Genomic DNA, 20,762 nt, shown 5'->3' with positions numbered 1-20,762 from the left:
CAGAGGGCGCGTGCCTTTCGGCGATCACTACGCTAAAGGTGGGACGTGTCCGGGGGGTGAACGCGAGGCATCGGTCCCGAACCGGCGGGATGAACCTCTCGAGCCGGGGCTTAGCCGCCGATCATCGACATGCTGCGGGCCGGTTGCACGAAGTCGGGGTGGTCGATCCGGTGTCCCGGCCACTTGCGCCAGACGGCAGCTCGGATCAGCCCCTCGAGCTCGGCATCGCTCGCTCCCGCGCGCATCGGTCCGCGCAGGTCCGTCTCCTCGAGGGCGAACAGGCACGAGCGCACCTGTCCCTCGGCGGTCAGGCGCAGCCGGTTGCACGTGTCGCAGAACGGCTCGGTGACCGATCCGATCACGCCGACCGCACCGGGGGCGCCGTCGGCGAACCGATAGGTGGTCGCGGGCTCGGGTCCGTGACCCGAGGACTCGAGCGGGAACACGGCGTGGATCCGCTCTCGCACGGTCGCCGACGCCACGACCTTCTCCCGCTCCCATGCGTGCTGGGCGTCGAGGGGCATGTATTCGATGAACCGGACCTCATAGCCGGTCTCGCGGGCCCAGCGAGCGAAGGGAACGACCTCGTCGTCGTTCGTTCCGCCGATCACGACGCAGTTGATCTTGATCGGGGTGAGTTCCGCCCGTTCCGCGGCGCGGAGTCCCGCGAGGACGGTGTCGAGGGCGTCCCGGCGCGTCATCTCCTGGAACCGGTGGCGGAGCAGGGAGTCGACCGAGACCGTCGCGCGATCGATACCGGCGTCGGCGAGCGCCGCGGCGTGGCGCTCGAGCAGCACGCCGTTGGTCGTCAGCGAGATGTCCAGGTCGGGTCCCACGGAGCGGAACATCCCGACGAGGGTCGGCAGGTCGGCCCGGACGAGCGGCTCCCCTCCCGTCACCTTGATCGATCCCACGCCGAGGCTGACGAAGATCCCGAGCACGCGGGTGAGTTCCTCGAAGGTAAGGATCTCGTGCTTGGGGAGCCAGGCGAGGCCCTCGGCCGGCATGCAGTAGGTGCACCGGAAGTTGCAACGATCGGTGACCGACACCCGCAGGTCGTCGGCGACGCGCCCGAACCCGTCGACGAGCGGTCCGGAGGTCGGTGCGGGGTCGCTCGGCGGTTCCCAGCTCGTCACGGTGCTCCTTGGGAGGGTCGGTTCGTTCCGCGGGGCGATCGGCCCCCGGGTCCGTCCGCTCCAGCGTAGACCTATCTCTCGGAACGGTCCGGACCGGGCCGGATGGCCATGGGCGACGTGGCTACGGAGTGTCGCCCGGTTCGGGATCCGGGATCAGCGTCCCCATGACGTCCAGGGATTCGCGGAAGGCCTGCTCGCGCGACATCCCCCCGCCGATCCGCCGCTCGACGGCCGCGCCGAGGACGAAGGTCGAGACCGGGGTGATGCGCCGCTCGACACCGTGGGCGACGTCGCGTGCCGACGACAGCAGCGCTTCTGTCTCGTCGCCAGAGGGTGGGTCGACGCCGAGGGTCTCGGCGAGACGTCGGATCCATGCGTCGGTCATGTCGTGGCTCCTGTGTGTGTGAGGGTCGAGAACGCCGATCGAATGCATCCACCCCACAGCACGCTACAGGTATCCCCGAGACGGCCTGCGCCGCCCGCCACGAGGGCCGTCCGCCGGGGGTGGGATGATGGACACCATGAGCACCGCGCGAGCCGCCGTCGTGACCGTCTCGGACGGTGTCACACACGGAACCCGTGCGGACGGATCGGGCGATCTCGCTGCGTCTCTGCTGACGGCCGCCGGCTTCGTCATCGCCGTCCGAGAGGTCGTCGCCGACGAACGCCCGCGGATCGAAGAGCTGCTTCGGCGGCTCGTCGCCGAAGCCGTGCCGCTCGTCGTCACGACGGGAGGAACGGGGTTCGGTCCGCGCGACGTCACGCCAGAGGCGACGCGCGCGGTGATCGAGCGGGAGGCGCCCGGTCTGGCGGAGTTGATGCGCGCGGTGGGGCTCGCGCATACGCCGCGCGCCGCGCTGTCACGCTCGGTGGCTGGGGCCGCGGGCGTCACCCTGATCGTGAACCTCCCTGGGAGCCCGAAGGCGGTTCGTGAAGGGCTCGAGGCGATCCTGCCGGTCGTGCCGCATGCCGTGCAACTCCTGGCCGGGTCGAGCGGAGCGCACCCGACGGGACACGACGAGGCTCCGGAACGATCGGACATCGGAACCGGCGTCGCAGGAGCTGCCGCCCCTGCTCCCGGCATCGCCGGCCGGTCGTGGGTCGAGGCGAAGGCGGTTCGGATCCACGGCTCGCCGCCTTGCGTGGTGGGGAACACGATGAGGATCGTCCCGGACGGTGAGGTGCGCGGGACGCTCGGCTGCGCGGAGTTCGACGCGGCCGGGGTCGCCGACGCGACGGAGGTCGCCGACACCGGCAGGCCGCAGACGCGCACCTACGAGCACGACCTCGGAACGATCGAGGTCTACCTCGAGCCGCACCCGGATGCTCCGCTGCTCGCGATCGTCTCCGCCACCGATGTCGCGCGCCTCCTCGCCGCGGCCGCCAGCACGCTCGGGATGCGCACGGTGCTGGTCGAGCCGCGAACCGAGCGCGTCGCGGGTGGAGACAGCGCGGTGTTCGACGAGATGCTCGAGGAGCTGGTTCCCGGCGAGCGGGCGACGCATGTCCCCGGGGCGGTCGTGTTCACCGATCACGACGCTCCCGGCATCGCCGATGCCCTCGAGGCGTGGTTGCGGGCGGGGACCCCGTTCGTCGGCGTTATGGGAAGCCGTCGCCACGTCGCGCACTACGTCGACGAGCTCCGCGCTCGTGGCCTGTCCGACGCGGATCTGGCGAGGATCCGCAGCCCGCTCGGGCTCGATCTCGGCGGCCGGGATCCGGCGGAGATCGCGCTGTCGATAGCGGCGGGGCTGGTCGCCGATCGTCACGGCAAGGACGGCGGCTGGCTCGATCGATGAGGCGCCGGATGCGTCCGACCGCCGCCGTTGTGCTGGCCCTCGGGACGATCGCCGCGAGCGTGGCAACGGCCGGTCCGGACGCGCCGGTCGTGTCACCGGACCGGCCGAACGTGATCCTCGTCGTCTCGGACGACCAGACCGTCGAGTCTCTCGAGGTCGAGGGCGCGATGCCGTACCTGCAGTCCCAGCTCGCGGACCCCGATGGAGGGTGGACCCGGTTCCCCAACACGTTCGCAACGACGCCGTTGTGCTGTCCTGCTCGCGCGACCCTGTTGACCGGGCGGACGTCGGCCGTGACCGGGGTGCTCGACAACAGCGACGGCGCCCGCCTGGACCCAACCCAGACGATCGCCACGCAGTTGCACGAGGCGGGGTATGCGACCGCGCTCGTCGGCAAGTACCTGAACGACTATCCCTTCCCGGGCGGGCCCGTCCTGCCGCCTGGGTGGGATCGATGGGTCGCGAAGACCAACATCTCCGACGAAACGGTCTACGCCGGCTACACGCTGGTCGTCGACGGCGTCCCGCGCTCCGTCGGCGCGGGGCCGTGGACCTACAGCACCGATGTCCTGGCGGCGGAGGCGGCCGTCTCGATCGCCTCGATGCCACCAGATCGCCCGTTCTTCCTCTGGTTCTCTCCGTCCGCGCCGCACCGGCCGTGGACGCCGGCCCCACGACACGCCGGGACGCTCGCCGGCCTCGATATCCCCGATCCACCCGCGGCCGGCGAGGCAGACGTCTCTGACAAGCCCTCGTGGGTGCGATCGCTGCCGCCCTTGTCCGCGGCGGATCTCGACACCTATCGAGAGGAACGGCGACGGGAGTACGAGACCCTGCTCGGGCTCGACGATGCGCTGCGGACGATCGATGACGCCCTGCGCGCGCGGAACGCGTTCGAGGACACGATCGTGCTGTTCCTCACCGACAACGGGTACGCGCTCGGTGAGCACCGCTGGGAGACCAAGTCCTGTCCCTATGACGTCTGTACCCGGGTCCCGCTGCTCGTTCGGCGCGACGGGAGCCCCGCGCGCACCGACGAGCGTCTCGTCGCCAACACCGACATCGCCCCCACGATCTCCGAGCTCGCCGGACTGCCCCCGATCGGGGGGACGAGCGGCGAGAGCCTCGTGCCGCTTTTCGGCGGGCACGGCGGGGACGGGCAACCCACCCGGCAGGTGAGGTGGAGGGACGCCGTGCACATGGAGTTCCTCGGCGAGGATCCCGTGGTCCCTCGATGGCGCGCGATCCGGACCGCCCGCCTGCTCTTCGTGGCCTACGAGACCGGCGAGCGCGAGCTCTACGACCTCGCAGGGGTGCGAGGCCCGGCGGATCCTTTCCAGCTCGATGACCGGTCCGGTGACCCCGGCTACCGGGACCTGCTGCGCAAGCTCGAGGCGTCGCTGCCCCTGGGGGACTGGGAGCCTCTGGCGGAACCGGCACCGTGAACCGAAACGGACGGCGCGGCGACGACCGTGAAGTGATCGACCGCTCCGGCGACGCCAACCGGGGACCGGTCCGCGCGCTCTGGACGATCGCCGCGGTGTCGGTCGTCGGGCAGCTCGCGCTCGTCCCGATCGGCAGGGCGGCGTCGTGGGACGAGGCGATCTACCTCTCGCAGGTGGCGCCGGACGCGCCGACGCTTCCCTTCGTTGCGTCGCGTGCCCGGGGCATCGTCGCGCTCGTCGCTCCGCTGGCGGGGACCGGCGTTCCGCTGACGGCGATCCGGATCCTGCTCGCGATCGTCGCCGCGGTGGCGATCGCGGGCGCGTTCCGCGTGTGGGTCCATCCTCTCGGATGGGGGGCGCCGCTCGGGGCGGCGCTGTTCGGATCGTCGTGGCTCGTGCTGCTGTATGGCGGCGAGGTGATGCCGAACCTCTGGTCGGCGATCCTCGCCGTCGCGGCGACCGGGTTCGCGGTGGAGGCGGCCAGCGTCGATGTCCCCGGCCACCCGGACGCGGAGCGGCACCGGCGCCGTTCCCTCTTCGCTGCGGGAATCGCTCTGAGCGCGATGGCGTTCGTTCGCCCATCGGACGCCGTGTTCCTCGCGGTCGCGCTGGTGTTCGTTCCCGCGTTCTCACGACGAGACCGCCGGCTCGCCGCAACGATCGGTGCAGGGGTGCTCGCGGGACTGGCCCCCTGGATCGTGGAGATGACCGTTCGCTTCGGAGGACCCGGAGGAGCCGTCCGCGCGGCGCTCGACGCATCGCACGTCTCAGCTGTGGGCGGTTTCGGGGAGCGACTGCTGCAACACGCCGCTCTCTCGGACGGACCGACGATCGGCCCGGTGTCCGAGCCGGTGTCCGTGCTCGGCGTCGCATGGTGGCTCTGGCTCGTGGTGCTCGCCGTCGTTGCGCTCTCGGCTCGACCCCGTCGTCGGGGCGTCACGGCCGCCGTCGTCGCGGCGGCGGCGCTCGGGGCGGGCTACCTCGTGTTCGTCGGGGGGTACGCGCCGCGGTTCCTGCTGCCGGCGCTCGCCCTGTTGTCGGTCGCCGCCGGAGCAGGTGCCCTCTCGCTCGGAGCGCGATGGGTGGATGCGACGCCGGGCCGGTCTCGGGGGGCGATCGCGGTCGGGGCGATCGCGTTGGCGATCACGGGTCTGCTGCTCGTGTGGAACGTGGCGACGGCGGTTCGGGTGGGCGAGGCGATCGGATCGACGCGCGCGACCGAGCGGCGAGCCGGCGAGACGGTGCGGGAGCTGGCGGCAGGCGAGGATTGCGCGGTGGTCGCCACCGCCGCGTTCCCACAGATCGGCCTCGCGTCGGGTTGCCGCTCACGCCCCGTCCGCCCCGGTGAGGATCCGATCGCCTGGCTCGCCGTTCGCGCGTCCGCCGGCGACCGCGTGTTCGTCGCCGTCGGTCCGGGGACTTCGAGTCCGATCGACGGTGCTGGCGTTCTGGCGGCGACCGAAGGATGGACGATCTACGAGCCTTGAGCTCCGTGTGATCGACGACGCCTCCGCCGCTCCACAACCACGCCTCCCGCCACCAGCACGACGAGTACGCCCGTCATCCATGCGTCCGGCGCCAACGCCGACCCGTGCAAGCCGGGCGGAGGAGGCTCGCAAAGATCGGCGAGCCGGGCTCCGAGCTCCTCGGCGGTGGTCGCGGACGCGGAGGTCCCCGCGAGGTTCCGCAGCTGGAACGGATCTCGCTCGAGGTCGTACAGCTCCCGCTCGCCCGTCTCGTACTCGACGTAGAGGTGATCGGGGGAACGGATCGCACAGTAGGTGGGAACGGGGTTCGTCCCCCGCAGGTGTTCGATCAGGAACGCGTCCCGCCATCCCCGGTCGTTCCCCTGCAGCAGCGGCAGGATGCTGCGTCCATCCACGGGCGCAGGGACGGCGCCGGTCACCTCCGCGATCGTCGGGGCGATATCGATGTTCAGCACCGGGGCCAGAACCGAGCCGGGCCGCCCGCGGGTCACCGGGTCGTACCGGACGACGAAGGGGACCCGGATCGCCTCTTCGTAGGGCACCTCCTTCGCGGTCCATCGGTGCTCGCCGAGAAGCAGCCCGTTGTCCGAGGTGTAGATCATCAGCGTGTTCTCCAGCCGTCCCGTCTCCTCGAGCGCCGTGAGGATCTCTGCGACGCCCTCGTCCACCGAGAGCAGGCTCCGCGTCTGGTCGACACGCAGCCGTTCGAGTTCCGCGCGCGCCTCCTCGTCCAGTCGGGGAAGTGACCGCACGTATCCGGGCTTGTCCGACACGTCGGCTTCGTCGAAGCTCGGCGGCATCAGTCTCGCCGCCGGAACCGGCGCGTTCACGTGTCGCGGCGCGGGCATCGCCGGCGCATGCGGCGCCGGAGGGGCGAACACCAGGAACAGCGGACCTGCAGCACCGCGCACGAACGAGGCGGCGTCGGCGGCGAGCACATCGGTCGCGTAGTCCGCGTCGGTATCGCCGTGATCGACGATCGTGCCGTCGTGCGTCAGGCGGTAGTCCACGTACGCGGATCGGACGAACGCCTCCCAACGGTCCCACCCCGGAGGCACGTAGCCCGAGAGCGCCGCGTGTTGGTAGCCATCGAGGTACTTCCCGAACAACGCCGTCTCGTAGCCGGCATCGTCGAGCCTCGTCGCGATCGTGTCGTCGTCCCGGAACCACTCGAAGCGTCCGAACGGGGGCACCTGGCGATAGACACCCGTCGAGTGGGAGTACTGGCCGGTGAGGATGCTGGCCCGACTGGGGCAGCAGAGCGGGTTCGTGACGAACGCCTCGGGGAAGTCGACCCCGCGGCCGGCCAGCTCGGCGCGCACGGTCGGCATCGCGTCGAGCGTTCCCGCCCGTTGGTCGTCGGTGACGACGAGGACGACGCTGGGAGGCTCCGATGTCGCGGCGCTCGCGGCACGGGCGAGCGGCCCCACGAGCGCCCCGGCCGCGACCACCGCGACCACCGCGACCGCCACCACGAGCGATCCCCGACCGGGGGCGTGGTGAGCGGAACGACGTGGCGGCATCGAGTTCGTTCCCGAGATCGACGGACCGGATCCCTCCCGCGGGTGTCCCGGCGCAGGCGTCGCGGACCGTATCACCGCCGGTACCATGTGCGGACCGTGTCGACCCCACCGACCGACTCTCCCCGTCATCCCGCGGATCGCCGTCGTGGCCTCGTGCTCGTGGCCGTGCTCGCCGTCGCCGCCGTCGCCGCGGGGGTGCTCGCGGTCAGCCTGGGTGCAGGGAGCACGGCTCCCGCATCCGGGCCGGCAGGCCCCACCCCGTCGGCGACGGCCGGCGTCCCCTCTCCGGTTCCCGACGGGGAGCGAGCCGAGATCACACCGGACGCGCCGATCGAGCACGTGATCTTCCTGATCAAGGAGAACCGGACGTTCGACCACTACTTCGGGGCTTACCCGGGGGCAAGCGGCGCCTCGCGCGGCGAAACCCTGCGCTGCACGGACGACGGATGCCGACCGGGAGGTTCGGTTCCCCTGAAGCCCGCTCCGGAGATCCTCGAGCACGACATCACGCATGGGTTCGAATCCGGGTTGTACGCGATCAACGGCGGCGCGATGAACGGGTTCAACATCATCGGCGAGGGTGCGGATCTCGCGGGGTACGTGCGGCACTCGCGCCGGACCCTGCCGAACTACTGGGCGTACGCCGATCGGTACGTGCTGGCCGACAACTTCTTCACGTCGATGTTCGGCCCCACGTTCCCGGAGCATCTGTACACCGTGGCGGCGCAGTCCTACGGCGTCGTCGACAACAAGATCAATGCGGACAACCCGGGCAGCTACTGCGACGATCCGTCCGAGATCACCTATCGGTTCCCGGACACCCTGGCGCAGCGTGACATCGACAGGATCATGCGGCTCGAGGAGAACATCACCGACGACTGGCCGAACCAGATCGACAAGATCAAGAGGTACTGGGTGCGTACACGGACCTGCTTCAACATCCCGGTGCTTCCCGACCAGCTCGAGAAGGAGGGGATCAGCTGGAAGTACTACGCGAACCCCGATGTGTGGATGAACGGGCTGCAGGCGATCAAGCACGTCCGATTCTCGGACATGTGGAAGAAGGTGCAGCCGCCCGAGACGTTCCTCGCCGACCTGCAGCGCGGGGATCTGCCCGCCGTTTCGTGGCTCGTCCCACCCGAGGGCGTCAACGAGCATCCCGGTTCGGGACAGAGCTCGTGTGCCGGCGAGAACTGGACCGTCCAGCAGGTGAACGCGCTGATGCGTTCGGAGTACTGGAAGAGCACCGCGCTCGTGATCGTCTGGGACGACTTCGGCGGGTTCTACGATCACGTGCCGCCGCCGCACCTGGACATCATGGGACTGGGACCGCGCACGCCCGCCCTGATCATCTCTCCCTGGGCGCGGCGCGGCGAGAGCAAGGACGGCGGCGCGATCGACTCGACCCCCTACGAATTCTCGTCGGTGCTCGCGTTCATCGAGGAGCTCCACGGGCTGAAGCCGATGACGGAGCGAGACGCGAACGCCGACCCGCTCTCGGGCGCGTTCGATTTCGAACAGGAGCCTCGGATGCAACGGTTCCTGCTCGACTACCGCAAAGACTGCGAGTACTACACGGACCCGGACAGTGACCTGGAGAACCTCCCCGGATGAGGTGTGCGCGCTCGATCATCGTCGCATCCTGCGTGGTCGTGTCCGTGATCGCCGGATCGGCCCTCTCGGGCGGGCCGGCCGCGTCGGCCGCTCCAGGCCTCGATCCGACAGGCGACGTGACGACCTGTGGATCAGGAGACGCGACCGGCGACGGGGGGGTGATCGATCTGCGGGGCGCGACCGCCCACATCGTCGAGAAGGGCACGGCGGTGGAGTTCCGAGTCCGGTTCGCTCGACGTCCGCCGGCGCCCGATCCCGACGGAATGCCCTGGCGGGCCGACGTGCTCCTGCGCGACCCGACGCTTCCCGCGTACAGCTTCGGTTACTACCGCGACGTCAACCGGCTGGTGCGCTACGACGCGGTCGTGAACCCTCGGATCGAGGTCCTGCTGTTGCCCGAGCAGGGGGAGAACGAGTACTTCGCCGTGCACTTCGAGCGATCCGAGCTCGTCGTGCGGATCCCCGGACGCCTGCTCGTGCAGGACGAGGACCTGGAGGGTGTGCCTCTCGACCGGCTCCGCTGGGGCGTGATCGCCCGCGACGAGGGCTCGTGCGATCCACTCGGAAACGGGCGTCCGACGCGTCGGATCGAGGCCGAGGAGGCAACACCGAGCGGAGCGGGTGAACCGCCGCCGGACGGACCGCCGCCGGACGGACCGCCGCCGGACGGGCTCCCGCCCACCGCGGTTCCACCGGATCGAGCGGCGCTCGACGGCATCGGTGGGTCCTCGGTGCGGCCGCTGCTGTTCGCGCTCGCGGTCGCGCTCGGACTCGCGGCGATCACCGCGTCGCTGCGGCTCGTTCGTCGCCGCTGAGATCTACTGCCCGAGGTCTTGCACCTTGAACCTCTTCGGCCAGCTCGGATCGCGGCCCGGGTGCACGAACGGATCTCCCCTCACCGGGACCAGCGGGCGGGGCGACGGATCGCGGGGTTTCGCGGCGAAGTCGAAGACGTGCTCGAAGTTGTGGGTCCGGCGGATCCGGGGTGTGTGGTTCGGCAGTCCCCAGTTGTCCTGGATGAACTTCACGGGGCTCGTGAACTCGCCGAGCTCGTGGTCGATCATCCCCCGTTCCGCGTAGGGAGAGATCACGAGCATCGGGACGCGGATCCCGAGTCCGTTCTGATCGACCTTCGGCGGAGCCACGTGGTCGTAGAAGCCTCCCCACTCGTCCCAGGTGATGAAGATCGCCGTGTGCTCCCACTGCGGTCCCTCCATGATCGCGTTCACGATCTGGGTGGTCCAGTTGTGCGCGTTCGTAGAGCTCCAGGGCGGATGGTCCGATAGCTCGTAGCGCGGCACGATCCAGGTCACCGCCGGGAGGGCGTTCGCCTCGATGTCCTCGATCAGGTGGTCGACGGGACGGACGTTCTCGTCCCACAGCTCGGTTTCGAAGATGCTCGGGAAGGCGTTCAGGGTCGACCAGATGTAGCCGACCTGGTTCCGGTTCGGCGCGTAGTAGGCCCAGGGGACGCGCTCGCGCTGGAGCTGATCGGGCACCGTATCGTGATCGAAACACGGGCGGGTCTCGGTGAGATCGCCGTCCGCGTCCCGCAGGTACACGAAGACGTTATCGGGGGCGTCGCACCCCCAGCTCTTGGAACGTCCCCCTTCCGGGACCGGTACGGGACGGGAGTTCTCCGGGTTGTCGTAGACACCGAAGTGGTCACCCGCAACGAAGCACAGATGGTTCGGGTAGGACGGCCCCAGCACCGAGGCGAACAGGTTGTCGGACAGGACGTACTCGCTCGCCCAGTTCCAGTAGTTGGGAACATCTTCGCGCGCGATCTGCGAGTAGGCGTAGTGCTCGGAGACGTCCGAGAGCCACGAGAGTTTGAAGTTGTCCATCTCGCCGTCATTCACGCAGGCGAACGCGGCGCCGAAGTCGTGGGGAAGGTCTCCCGGCAGCCACGAGGGACATGGCCGGAGCGGGATCCGGGTGCCCAGGTCGTTCCCGGAGCGGACGCCGTTCGCACCCGGATAGGCGCCGAAGACGTTGTCGAAGCTCCGGTTCTCCAGCATCAGATAGATGACGCGCTTGATCGGCCACCGGGTGTCGACCTGGGTGATCGGGTCGTCGGTGGGGTCGTAGCGGGTCGCGCCCACGGTCGGGGACGGCGTGCGCGAGGCCGACGAGCTCGGTGAAGGCCTTCCGCGGACCACCTCGGCGCCACGCGTGCACGCCGCGACCACCGACGCGCCGGCGGCGGCGAGCGTCGTGCGCAAGAACTGTCGTCGGCTGCTTCGGCGTTGCATCGGTCGAGGAAGTGTAGCGGGGCGGTCCATTCCGGCGGTCCGCTCGTCGTTTCCGGCATGATGTCTCCACATGGCGCGTGAACGAACGGAACGACCCGCTCCCGACCCCGGATCGGAGACGACCACGGCACGTGCCGCTCGCGCGTCGCGAACCCGCGGGCGGATCCTCGACGCCGCGCGCCGAGTGCTCGCGGAGCAGGGCATCGCCGGGTTCACGACACGACGGGTCGCCGGGATCGCCGAGGTCTCCCACGGGATGGTGCACTACCACTTCCACGACAAACGCGACCTGATCCTCGCCCTCGTCGTCCACGCGCGGCGCGACTGGGTCGAGCCACTGGAGGAGCTCGTCGACGGTCCGGGAACCGCCGACGAGCGGATGCGTGCGGTGATCGATTGGATCGCCCAGCCCGCGACCCGGGACACCCTGCGGGTGCACCTGGGCCTCTACGTCTCTGCGCTGGACGACGACCGGATCCGCGAGCGGGTCGCCGCCGAGTACGCGCGGTGGCGCGCCCCGTTCACGGTCCTGTTCCGTCAGCTCGGCGACGAGCGAGCGCAGACGTTCGACGCCCACGCGCTCGGGGACGCGTTCGCGACCGCCGCCGACGGGCTCGTGCAGCAGCAGGTGTTCGATCCCGAGCTCCCCACCGACAGGATCCTCACCGCGCTCTACGATCGGCTCGTCCCGGGCGAGGGAGGTCAGGGCGCGGAGGACAGGAACCGGCGATAGGGCTCGAAGGCGGCCGCCGGAGCTTCGTCCAGCAGCTGTCGCCAGGGTCGCGAGACCCCGCGGAGTCCGCGTTCCCGTACCTGCGCGACCCGATCGAGGTCCACGACGTCGATCGAGAACGTCTCCTGCGTGCCGAGCTCGGTCAGCACGTGCCCGTCCGGATCGACGGTGACGCTGCGCCCCCCTCCGCGCGAGCCCAGGGCGTTGACGTTCACCACGTAGCACTGGTTCACGATCGCGTTCGCCCGCGCGAGCACGATCTCCTCCTCACGATCTGCCGTCGTCGTGAGCGTGGGCTGCAGGAGCACCTCCGCTCCGTCGAGCGCGAGTCCGCGCGCGACCTCCGGGAACCACCCGTCGTAGCAGATCAGCAGGCCGACACGGCCGAGCCCGGGAAGGTCGATCACGCGCCCGGTTCCGTCGCCGGGTACCGTTCGTTCGTGGGGGCGCCACGGGAACAGCTTCCGGTACGAGGTCAGGAGCCGGCCGTCGGGTCCCAGGACGATCGCGGTGTTGTGGATCGCTCCGCTCGTTCCCCGCTCGAGGACCGACCCGGGGACCAGATAGCGGCCGATGCCGGCGGCAAGCCGGCCCAGACGCTCGCTCAGGGGCCCCGGAACCGGCTCGGCGACCCGCTCGGTGAACCCCGGAGGTTCCCCCGGGCCGAACGGGTCCTCCCCTGTCGGGTACAGCTCCGGGAACAGCAGCAGATCGATCTGGGGGAACGAGGCCACGAGCCGCCGCGCCTCGCGCTCCAGCTTGTCGACGGTCGCTTCGACGTCGAACGGTATGGGTCGGAGCTGGAGGCTCGCGAAGGTTACCGGGCGGCTCACGCGGGCGACGCTAGCACGCGGCCCGGATGTTGACCAAGCGCTCGGTCAGTGACATCATCCTGCCGATCGAGGGTCGGCGGTCGTGAGGAGCCGGGCCGTCGGCGGGCGACCGAAGGAGAGACCGATGCGGAACGCGGGGGGCGACGAACGGCGGCGGGAATGGTCCCGGAGGGAGTTCCTGCGCAGCGCGGGCGCGGCGGGTGTCGGCGCGACGGCCCTCGCGTTCCTGGCCGCGTGCGGGGGCGACGATGCCGCCCCCCGTGCGACTTCGACACCCGGAGGGCTTCCAGCACCGGCCGGTGAGCTCTCGGTCGCCCAGTGGCCTCTCTACATCGATCGAGCGAAAGGCGAGCGTCCGTCCCTGGAGGCGTTCATGGCCGAAACGGGCATCGATGTCACCTACGACGAAGCGATCACCGACAATCAGGCGTTCTTCGCGAAGCTCACACCGATGTTCGAGAGCGGACAAGCTACGGGATACGACCTGATCGCACTCTCGGACTGGGTCGTCAACCTGATGCGCGGCCAGGGGTGGATCGAGCAGTTGGACTGGACGGCGCTTCCGACCGTCGAGGCCAACATGTTGCCGGCCTTCCGCGATCCCGCCTACGACCCCCAGAACGCGCACAGCGTTCCCTGGCAGGGGGGCGTGACGGGGATCGCGTACTGGCCCGAGCTCGTGCCCGGGGGTCAGATCGCCGCGTTCTCCGATCTCTGGGACGAGCGGCTCGCCGGGCACGTCGGGATGATGACCGAGATGGTCGACACGATGAGCCTTACCCTGCTCTCGCTCGGTGTCGATCCGCAACGGGCGACGCTGGACGACGCGGCTCGCGCGGCGGAGCGTCTCCAGGAACAGCGCGACGCCGGCATCGTCCGTCAGTACGTCGGACAGGGCTATATCGACGACCTCGTGAACCAGAACACGTGGGCCTCGATGGCCTGGTCCGGCGACATCTTCTACTACAAGTACCTGGGCGGCGCCGACGGGCTCGAGTTCATCGTCCCCGACGAAGGCGGCCTGTTGTGGACGACCCCGCTGGAGATCCCCGCGCTCGCGGAACACCCGGCAGACGCGCACGCGTTCATGGACTTCTACTACCGCCCGGAGATCGCCGCGATGGTCACGGACTGGGTCCTGTACATGACGCCGGTCGATGGGGTGCAAGCCCTGATGCGCGAGAAGGCGAAGGACGCGTCCGGCGCCGATCGCCGGTACTACGAAACGCTCGCGGACAGCCCGCTGCTGTTCCCTCCGGCCGACCTGGCCTCGGCGAACCTCCACACCTACAAGGCTTTGGAGGGTGACGAATTCGACGCCTACAACGAGCTGTTCTTGGACGTGGTGCAGTCCTGACGCGGCTCGATCTCAGACGGGCTGCAGCTCGGTAGCGCTCGCGGACTGCTCACGCCACCATCGCTTTCCCTCCTCGGGCAGCGTGTTGACCGGGTCGTAGTAGGGGTACTCGCGCTCGAGCGCCTCGGGGTCGTCGTACTCGATCCCCGTGCGGTAGTTCTTCTTCCAGTACGAGATGCCCTTCGTCCGGTCGTAGTTGGTGAGCATGTGCGTCCAGCGCTTCCCGACGAACGGGACGTCGACGATCATGCGCGGCGTCGCGAACCCGGGCAGGTAGCCGAGCAACGCGAACTGCAGCTCCTGCGTCTCCCAGACGGCGGTTCGCCAGTGCTCGGAGTTGGGGATCATGTCGCAGGTGTAGAAGTAGTAGGGCATGATCTTCGCGTGATCCAGCAGCATGAAGCACAGCTCGAGCAGCTGCTGGGGAGTCGTGTTCACACCGCGGAGCAGCACACCCTGGTTCCGCACGTCGCGGAACCCGGCGTTGAGGAACACCTTCGCCGCGTCGCCGACGAGCGGTGTCACCTGCTGGGCATTGTTCACGTGCGTGTGCACGGCGATGTCGACGCCCCGCTCACGTGCCCGCGTCGCCATCCGCTCGGCCGACGCCTTCACGTCGTCCTGGAGGAAGTGCTGCGGGATCCCCATCAGGCCCTTCGTGGCCAGGCGGATGTCCCGGATGTTCTCGATCTCGAGCAGCTGCATCACGAAATCCTCGAGCCGCTTGATCGGGACGTTCGCCATGTCGCCGCCGGACACCACGACGTCGCGGACCACGGGAGTCTTACGCAGGTAGTCGAGCATCATCTCCCAACGGTCGTTCTGCTTGATCTCGAACTTGTACTTGAGCACCTGGAGGGTGTCGTTGCCGACCAGATCCATCCGGGTGCAGTGTCCGCAGTACTGCGGACAGGTGGGGATCAGCTCCGCGAGCACCTTCGTGGGGTAGCGGTGCGTGAGCCCCTCGACCGCCCACATCTCGGCTTCGTGGAGCGAGTCGCGTGAGGACATCGGGTGGCTCGGCCATTCCTGGTCGCGGTCGGAGAGCGCCGGAGCCATGTACAGGCGGATCGGGTCGCGCCAGAGGTCCTCGGTGTCCATCGTGTTCAGCATCTGAGGCGGGATCAGCATCGACATCGTCGCGCGCTCGGCCTGGTCACGCTCGATATCGGCCATGAGGTCGTCGGAGATCAGATCACCGAGCGCGTCCTTGAACTGCTTGAGGTTCTTCACGGTGTGGGCGCGCTGCCACTGGGCGTCCTCCCATTGCTGCTTCGTGACGCCCGCGTAGCCCGGGAGACGGGTCCAGTCCGGCTCCACGTATGCACGCTTGAGCGGGTACTCGAAGGGTTGCTCCGCGGCATGGGCGCGTGCCTCACGATGGCCGGGGCGCGCCGTCGTCGCGTCGTGCTGGCTCTGCTCGGTCATCACTCGACCTCCTCGCCGGTCTCGATCGCCGTTCGGTCGGCTGGGTCCCCGCGTTCACTCGTCGTTCAGGCCGCACATCGTCGATACGTTCGGGAAAGCCCATGATACCCGGAAGAATCTGGTGCGGAAACCCGTCAGACCGAAGGATGTTCGGCTCCTCGAACCCCGGGTCAACGGGTCGACGAGAGCTAAAGAGACTGGATCGAGCGGCCGTCGTGGCCGCGGGTCAGGAAGGGGTCTGTTCCGGCGCGGGAGCCGGCGCGGCGGGAGAAGCGGGAGCAGGGGCCGCGGGAGCCGGAGTCTCGGGCGTGGCCGCGGGTGCCTGCGCCGCCTGCTGGGAAGGTGCGGTCTGGCGCGGGGCGCCTCGTCCGCCCCCGCGGTTCCCGCCGCCACGACCGCCTCCACCGCCACGACCGCCGCCGCCGAACCCGCCACGACCGAATCCACCCCGCCTGCGCTCGAACTTCTGCTCCGGGGCAGGGCGGGGCCGTCGGGCCGTCATCGGCACCACGCCGGTCCGCTCGAGCTTGACCTCGATGTGGTCGGCTCGTTGCCAGCGCTCGAGCTCGCGCCAGCCGTCGGTGGCCAGGCGCTTGAGGCGCCCCTCGGCAGTCTTGCGGAGCTTGTCGGATCCCGGTGTCCTGACGTACAGACGCTCGTGGATCACTTGGCGATAGTCGGCCATGGCGCCTCAGCCTACCAGCGGCCGATCCGCCACCCACGTGGGCACGGCCGCTCCCCTACAGTCGGTCTCGCGACCACCCGATACCCCCTCCAGGGTATGGGGAGAGCACAACGAGATCCTGCGGGTTCCCGCGCGGGCGCACGGCGCTTGACCGAGGCCGTCGCCATCGCGCTGTTCGCTGCCGCGGTCGCGGCGGCCTTCCTCGTCGTGCCCGCGGCGAGCACAGCGGCCCTGATCCTGCGGGCGTCCCTGCTCGGGATGGCCGGGCTGTTCCTCGGCTACCTCTTGGTGATGGCACGGCGCGTCGGAGAGCAGCAGCGCGTCCTGCAGCGCCGCGAGACGATCCTGCAATCGGTCTCGTTCGCGACGGAGCATTTCCTGCGCAGCGGCTCGTGGGAGCGGTCGATCGAAGTCGTGCTCGCCGAGCTCGGGACCGCGGCGGAGGCCAGCCGCGCCTACGTGTTCGAGAACGGGACCGACGGCGACGGTCGCGTCCTGATGGATCAGCGCTTCGAGTGGTGCGCGGACCAGGTCCCGGCCACGCTGCCGCTCCCCGACAACCACGACTGGCCCTACGAGGACGGCTACGCGGACTGGCTCGAGCGGATGCCTGCCGGCGAGATCATCCAACGAGGGCGGTCGAGCGTGTCGGGCAACGAGCGCGAGGACATGGTCAGCGAGGGGATCCACTCCTACTGCTTCGTTCCGATCTTCGCCGGCGAGCGCTGGTGGGGTTTCATGGGATTCGACGACTGCGTCCGGGAACGCGTCTGGGACGAGGTCGAACTCGACATGCTCCGCGTGATGGCGTCCCACCTCGGCACCGCGATCGGCCGCCAGGTCGCCGACGACGCTCGGCGCAGCGCCGAGGCGCGCTACCGGGCGCTCGTGGAGAACATCCCCGCGGTCACCTACGCCGACGAGCTCAACGATGAGGCAACGACCGCCTACATCAGCCCGCAGATCGAAGAGCTCCTCGGCTACACCGTCGAAGAGTTCACCGCGAGCGACGACGTGTGGATCGAGGTGTTGCACCCGGACGACCGCGATCGCGCCGTCGCGGAGAACAGCCGTCACAACACGACGGGTGAGGTGTTCGACGTCGAGTACCGGATGATCCACAAGGACGGCAGCGTCGTCTGGGTTCGCGACGTCGCGAAGATCGTCCATGACGAGTGGGGCACGCCGGTGATCTCCCAGGGCTTCATGCAGGACATCACCGCACAGAAGCACGCGGAGGAGGAGGCGGCCTTCCTCGCCTACCACGACGAGCGAACCGGCCTGCCGAACCGTGCGATGTTCGACGAGTTCCTCGATCTGGCGATGGCGCGGGCGGGGCGCCACGACGGTTCGGTCGCGGTGCTCGTCCTCGACATCGACGACTTCAAGCTCGTGAACGATTCCCTCGGCCACGAGGCGGGGGACGAGGTGTTGGGGCAGCTGGCGGAACGTCTGCGGGAGGCGACCCGGGAGACCGATCTCGTCGCACGCATGAGTGGGGACCAGTTCCTCCTGCTGCTCGCCGACCTCGAGACCGAGGAGATGGGCGAGCTCGATGCGGCCATCGTCACCGCCGAGGGTGTGGCGGGACGGATCCACGACTCCCTCCGGGAGCCGTTCACCGTCGCCGGCACCGAGCTCTACCTCTCGGCGAGCCTCGGGATCTCTTTGTTCCCCCAGCACGCGGCGACGCGCAAGGACCTCCTCCTCGGGGCGGAGGCGGCCATGGCCGAGGCGAAGAAGGGCGGCGTCGGAGGCTACGTGCTCGCCTCGTCCGTGGGTGTCGACTCGATCGCGAAGCTCTCCTTCGTCACGCGGCTGCGCAAGGCCGTCGAGCACGAGCAGTGGGAACTGCATTACCAGCCGGTGGTCGACTTGGGCAGCGGCGGCATGATCGGGGTCGAAGCGCTGCTGCGCTGGCGCGAGCCTGACGGGAACCTCGTTCCCCCCAACGACTTCATCACGCTGTCCGAAGAGCTCGGCCTGATCGAGACGATCGGCGATTGGGTCGTCGAGGAGATCGCCCGGCAGGACGCGGTGTGGCGGCAGGCTGAGATCCCGCTCGAGATCGGCTTCAATCTCTCGCCTCGGCAGTTGTGGCAGCCCGACATCTCCTCGCGCATCCTCGACCGCCTCGACGCGGGCGGGGTGGACCCGAGCCGGATCGTCGTGGAGATCACGGAGTCCTCGGCGGTCAAGGACTTCGACCGCTGGCTCTATGTGCTCAGCGAGTTGCATTCACGCGGACTCACGCTGGCACTGGACGACTTCGGAACCGGATACTCCTCGTTGTCGCGGCTCCGGTTCCTGCCGATCGACGTGCTGAAGATCGACCGCGCGTTCGTCAGCGCGGTGCACCGCGATCAAGAGGCGGCGAGCATCGTGACCGCCGTGATCGAGCTCGGCCGGGGCCTGGGGATGAAAACCCTCGCCGAAGGCATCGAGACCGAGAATGAGTGGCAGTACCTCGCGGGGCAGGGCTGCCAGCTCGGCCAGGGTTACTACTTCTCGCGTCCGATCCCCGCGGACGAACTCACCGAGAAGATCCGGGCTGGGGAACTGGTCGTCGACGGCGCGGCGCCGGGCGAGACGATCTCGATCGCCTAGAGCTTCGCCCGCACCGCGTCTGCGATCTTCGACGCGCTTATCCCCGCCCAGTCGCGGAGCTCGGTGGGCGATCCGGACATCGGCATCTTCGTCACGGCGAGCTTCACGACCTTCCCCGACAGCGCGCGCCCGTCTTCGGCCAGTGCCTCCAGCACCGCCTCACCGATCCCGCCCTCGGTCCGGTGGTCCTCGACGACGACGAGCAGGCCGGTCTCCTCCATCGCCTGCCGAAGGGTGGCGCCGTCGATCGGCTTGACCGAGTAGACATCGATAACGCGCACGGGCGTTCCTTCGGCCCGGAGCAACTCGGCGGCCGCCAGGCCTTCGACGAGGGTGATCCCGGCGCCGACGATCGTCGCGTGGTCGTCGGCGGACGCGTCGTGCACCTTGCTGCCGCCGATCGGGAACGCCTCACCGTCGGCGTACAGCTTCGGCGTCGCCTCCCGGGTCGTCCGCATGAACGCCACGCCGTCCCAGTCGGCCATCGTCGCGACGAGTGCGGCGGTGGAGGTTCCGTCCGCCGGGTAGATCACCGTCGACCCGTTGATCGCGCGGAACGAGGCCAGGTCCTCCAGAGCCATCTGAGACGGACCGTCCTCGCCGATCGACACCCCGGCGTGCGAGCCGCACAACCGGATGTGCGCGCGGCTGATCGCCGCCATGCGCGCGAAATCGTACGCACGCGAGAGGAACGCCCCGAAGGTCGCGGCGAACGGAGTGAGTCCGACCGCTTGGAGTCCCACCGACGCCCCGAGCATCGCCTGCTCCGCGATGAACATCTGTGCGAACCGGGCGGGTTCGGCCTGTTCGACCTCCTCGGTGTACGTGGAGTTGCCGACCTCCGCGTCGAGCGCGACCACGTCTCCGCGTGCCGACGCGAGCGCGGCGAGGGTGTCGCCGAACGCCCTCCGGGTCGCGATCGCATCGTCGAACACGGGCAGTTCGAGGGTGCGGCGCGCCGGCTCGGGGGAGTCGATCTGCTCGGGCTTCGCGGGGGTGATCGCGATCGCCCGCTCGCCACCCAGCTCCTCGATCGCCTGCGTGGCCTGCTCGGCGCTCAGCACCTTCCCGTGCCAGCCTTCCTTGTTCGCGAGGAACGAGACACCGTGTCCCTTCTCGGTCTTCGCCACGATCAGACTCGGACCCACCGTCTCCTCGGCCTCCCGGTAGGCGTCGGTGATCGCGGCGACGTCGTGCCCGTCGATCACCCGCGCGTGCCAGCCGAAGGCCTCGGCGCGCCGGGCGTAGGCCTCGCCGTCCCACTGGAGCATCGTCGGACCGCGCTGTCCGAGCCGATTCATGTCGAGGATCCCGATCAGGTTGTCGAGGCCGTGGTAGCTCGCGTTCTCCATCGCTTCCCAGACTGAACCCTCGGTGACCTCCGAGTCCCCCATCAAGACCCACACTCGGCCGGGACGTTCGAGGATCCGCAGACCGAGCGCCATACCCAGACCGATCGGCAGGCCCTGTCCGAGGGAGCCCGTCGCCACGTCGATCCACGGCATGTCGGGAAGCGGCACCGGATGCCCCTCGACCGGGCTGCCGAAGGTCCGGAACGTCAGCAGCTGTTCGTCGGTGATCGCGCCGATCGCCTTCAGCGTGGAGAACATCAGTGGCGAGGCGTGCCCCTTGGAGAGCACGAATCGGTCGCCTCCCGGGTGTCGCGGCTCGGCGACGTCGTAGCGCAGGTGGTCGGAATACAGGACGGCGAGCAGGTGCGCGGCGGACATCGACGAGGTCGGGTGGCCCGATCCGGCGGCCGTCGAGCACCGGATGCTGTCGATCGCGAGCTGGGCCGCCAGCTCGTTCCACTCCTGGACCTTCTCCATGCCCTCACCCCTCCGCCTTCCGGCCGCGTTG

The 20,762-nt window shown here is 69.4% G+C and carries 16 protein-coding genes; 8 read left to right on the top strand and 8 right to left on the bottom strand.

Going from position 1 to position 20,762, the window contains the following annotated elements; genetic code table 11:
- Positions 1-110: 110 nt before the first annotated feature.
- Together moaA and WEF05_01870 are read right to left on the bottom strand one after the other, a co-directional pair.
- On the bottom strand, positions 111-1,136 hold the full coding sequence (gene moaA / locus WEF05_01875; protein ID MEX1100649.1) for a GTP 3',8-cyclase MoaA: 1,026 nt from the start codon (positions 1,134-1,136) through the stop codon (positions 111-113).
- Between the two features lie 121 nt (positions 1,137-1,257).
- A complete protein-coding gene (locus WEF05_01870) occupies positions 1,258-1,521 on the bottom strand; it encodes a DUF6457 domain-containing protein (GenBank protein MEX1100648.1) in 264 nt (87 codons plus the stop codon).
- Positions 1,522-1,657: 136 nt separating this feature from the next.
- On the opposite strand from WEF05_01870, the gene WEF05_01865 reads away from it, so the two are divergent.
- Genes WEF05_01865 through WEF05_01855 form a run of 3 tightly spaced genes read left to right on the top strand, consistent with a single transcriptional unit; the run spans position 1,658 to position 5,867 of the window.
- Positions 1,658-2,935 carry a molybdenum cofactor synthesis domain-containing protein gene (locus WEF05_01865; protein MEX1100647.1) on the top strand — a complete coding sequence of 426 codons (1,278 nt, stop codon included), beginning with the start codon at positions 1,658-1,660 and terminating at the stop codon, positions 2,933-2,935.
- Positions 2,936-2,943: 8 nt separating this feature from the next.
- A complete protein-coding gene (locus WEF05_01860; protein MEX1100646.1) occupies positions 2,944-4,380 on the top strand; it encodes a sulfatase in 1,437 nt (478 codons plus the stop codon).
- Positions 4,377-5,867: a hypothetical protein gene (locus WEF05_01855; GenBank protein ID MEX1100645.1), complete on the top strand. Its 1,491-nt coding sequence runs from the start codon at positions 4,377-4,379 to the stop codon at positions 5,865-5,867. Before WEF05_01860 ends, WEF05_01855 begins: the two co-directional genes overlap by 4 nt.
- Here WEF05_01855 and WEF05_01850 read toward each other — a convergent pair.
- Positions 5,855-7,339 carry a sulfatase gene (locus WEF05_01850; protein MEX1100644.1) on the bottom strand — a complete coding sequence of 495 codons (1,485 nt, stop codon included), beginning with the start codon at positions 7,337-7,339 and terminating at the stop codon, positions 5,855-5,857. The genes WEF05_01855 and WEF05_01850 overlap by 13 nt on opposite strands.
- A 147-nt stretch (positions 7,340-7,486) precedes the next feature.
- Here WEF05_01850 and WEF05_01845 point away from each other — a divergent pair, with 147 nt between their 5' ends.
- Positions 7,487-9,004: an alkaline phosphatase family protein gene (locus tag WEF05_01845; GenBank protein ID MEX1100643.1), complete on the top strand. Its 1,518-nt coding sequence runs from the start codon at positions 7,487-7,489 to the stop codon at positions 9,002-9,004.
- A complete protein-coding gene (locus WEF05_01840; GenBank protein MEX1100642.1) occupies positions 9,001-9,819 on the top strand; it encodes a hypothetical protein in 819 nt (272 codons plus the stop codon). The genes WEF05_01845 and WEF05_01840 overlap by 4 nt, the downstream gene beginning before the upstream one ends.
- Before the next feature lie 3 nt (positions 9,820-9,822).
- Here the strand turns inward: WEF05_01840 and WEF05_01835 are convergent, their stop codons facing one another.
- Entirely contained in the window at positions 9,823-11,259 is a 1,437-nt protein-coding gene (locus WEF05_01835; GenBank protein MEX1100641.1) for an alkaline phosphatase family protein, read from the bottom strand.
- 70 nt (positions 11,260-11,329) lie between these two features.
- Here WEF05_01835 and WEF05_01830 point away from each other — a divergent pair, with 70 nt between their 5' ends.
- Positions 11,330-11,992 (top strand): TetR/AcrR family transcriptional regulator, encoded by a 663-nt coding sequence (locus WEF05_01830; GenBank protein MEX1100640.1) that lies wholly within the window; start codon positions 11,330-11,332, stop codon positions 11,990-11,992.
- Here WEF05_01830 and WEF05_01825 read toward each other — a convergent pair.
- On the bottom strand, positions 11,962-12,825 hold the full coding sequence (locus tag WEF05_01825) for a carbon-nitrogen hydrolase family protein (GenBank protein ID MEX1100639.1): 864 nt from the start codon (positions 12,823-12,825) through the stop codon (positions 11,962-11,964). The genes WEF05_01830 and WEF05_01825 overlap by 31 nt on opposite strands.
- A 124-nt stretch (positions 12,826-12,949) precedes the next feature.
- On the opposite strand from WEF05_01825, the gene WEF05_01820 reads away from it, so the two are divergent.
- Positions 12,950-14,182, top strand: a complete 1,233-nt coding sequence (locus WEF05_01820) for a spermidine/putrescine ABC transporter substrate-binding protein (protein MEX1100638.1) — start codon at positions 12,950-12,952, stop codon at positions 14,180-14,182.
- A gap of 12 nt (positions 14,183-14,194) precedes the next feature.
- Here the strand turns inward: WEF05_01820 and WEF05_01815 are convergent, their stop codons facing one another.
- Positions 14,195-15,610 carry a lysine 2,3-aminomutase gene (locus WEF05_01815; GenBank protein ID MEX1100637.1) on the bottom strand — a complete coding sequence of 472 codons (1,416 nt, stop codon included), beginning with the start codon at positions 15,608-15,610 and terminating at the stop codon, positions 14,195-14,197.
- 226 nt (positions 15,611-15,836) lie between these two features.
- Entirely contained in the window at positions 15,837-16,295 is a 459-nt protein-coding gene (locus tag WEF05_01810) for a hypothetical protein (protein MEX1100636.1), read from the bottom strand.
- Positions 16,296-16,442: 147 nt separating this feature from the next.
- Here WEF05_01810 and WEF05_01805 point away from each other — a divergent pair, with 147 nt between their 5' ends.
- On the top strand, positions 16,443-18,902 hold the full coding sequence (locus WEF05_01805; protein ID MEX1100635.1) for an EAL domain-containing protein: 2,460 nt from the start codon (positions 16,443-16,445) through the stop codon (positions 18,900-18,902).
- Here the strand turns inward: WEF05_01805 and WEF05_01800 are convergent.
- Positions 18,899-20,731 carry a transketolase gene (locus WEF05_01800; protein MEX1100634.1) on the bottom strand — a complete coding sequence of 611 codons (1,833 nt, stop codon included), beginning with the start codon at positions 20,729-20,731 and terminating at the stop codon, positions 18,899-18,901. The two genes, WEF05_01805 and WEF05_01800, sit on opposite strands and share 4 nt — an antisense overlap.
- Between the last annotated feature and the right edge of the window lie 31 nt (positions 20,732-20,762).

The sequence above is a fragment of the Actinomycetota bacterium genome (genome assembly GCA_040881665.1).
Taxonomy (GTDB): Bacteria; Actinomycetota; UBA4738; order UBA4738; family HRBIN12; genus JBBDWR01.
The sequence above is the reverse complement of the archived record's forward strand: the minus strand, read 5'-3'. Positions and strand labels throughout refer to the sequence as shown.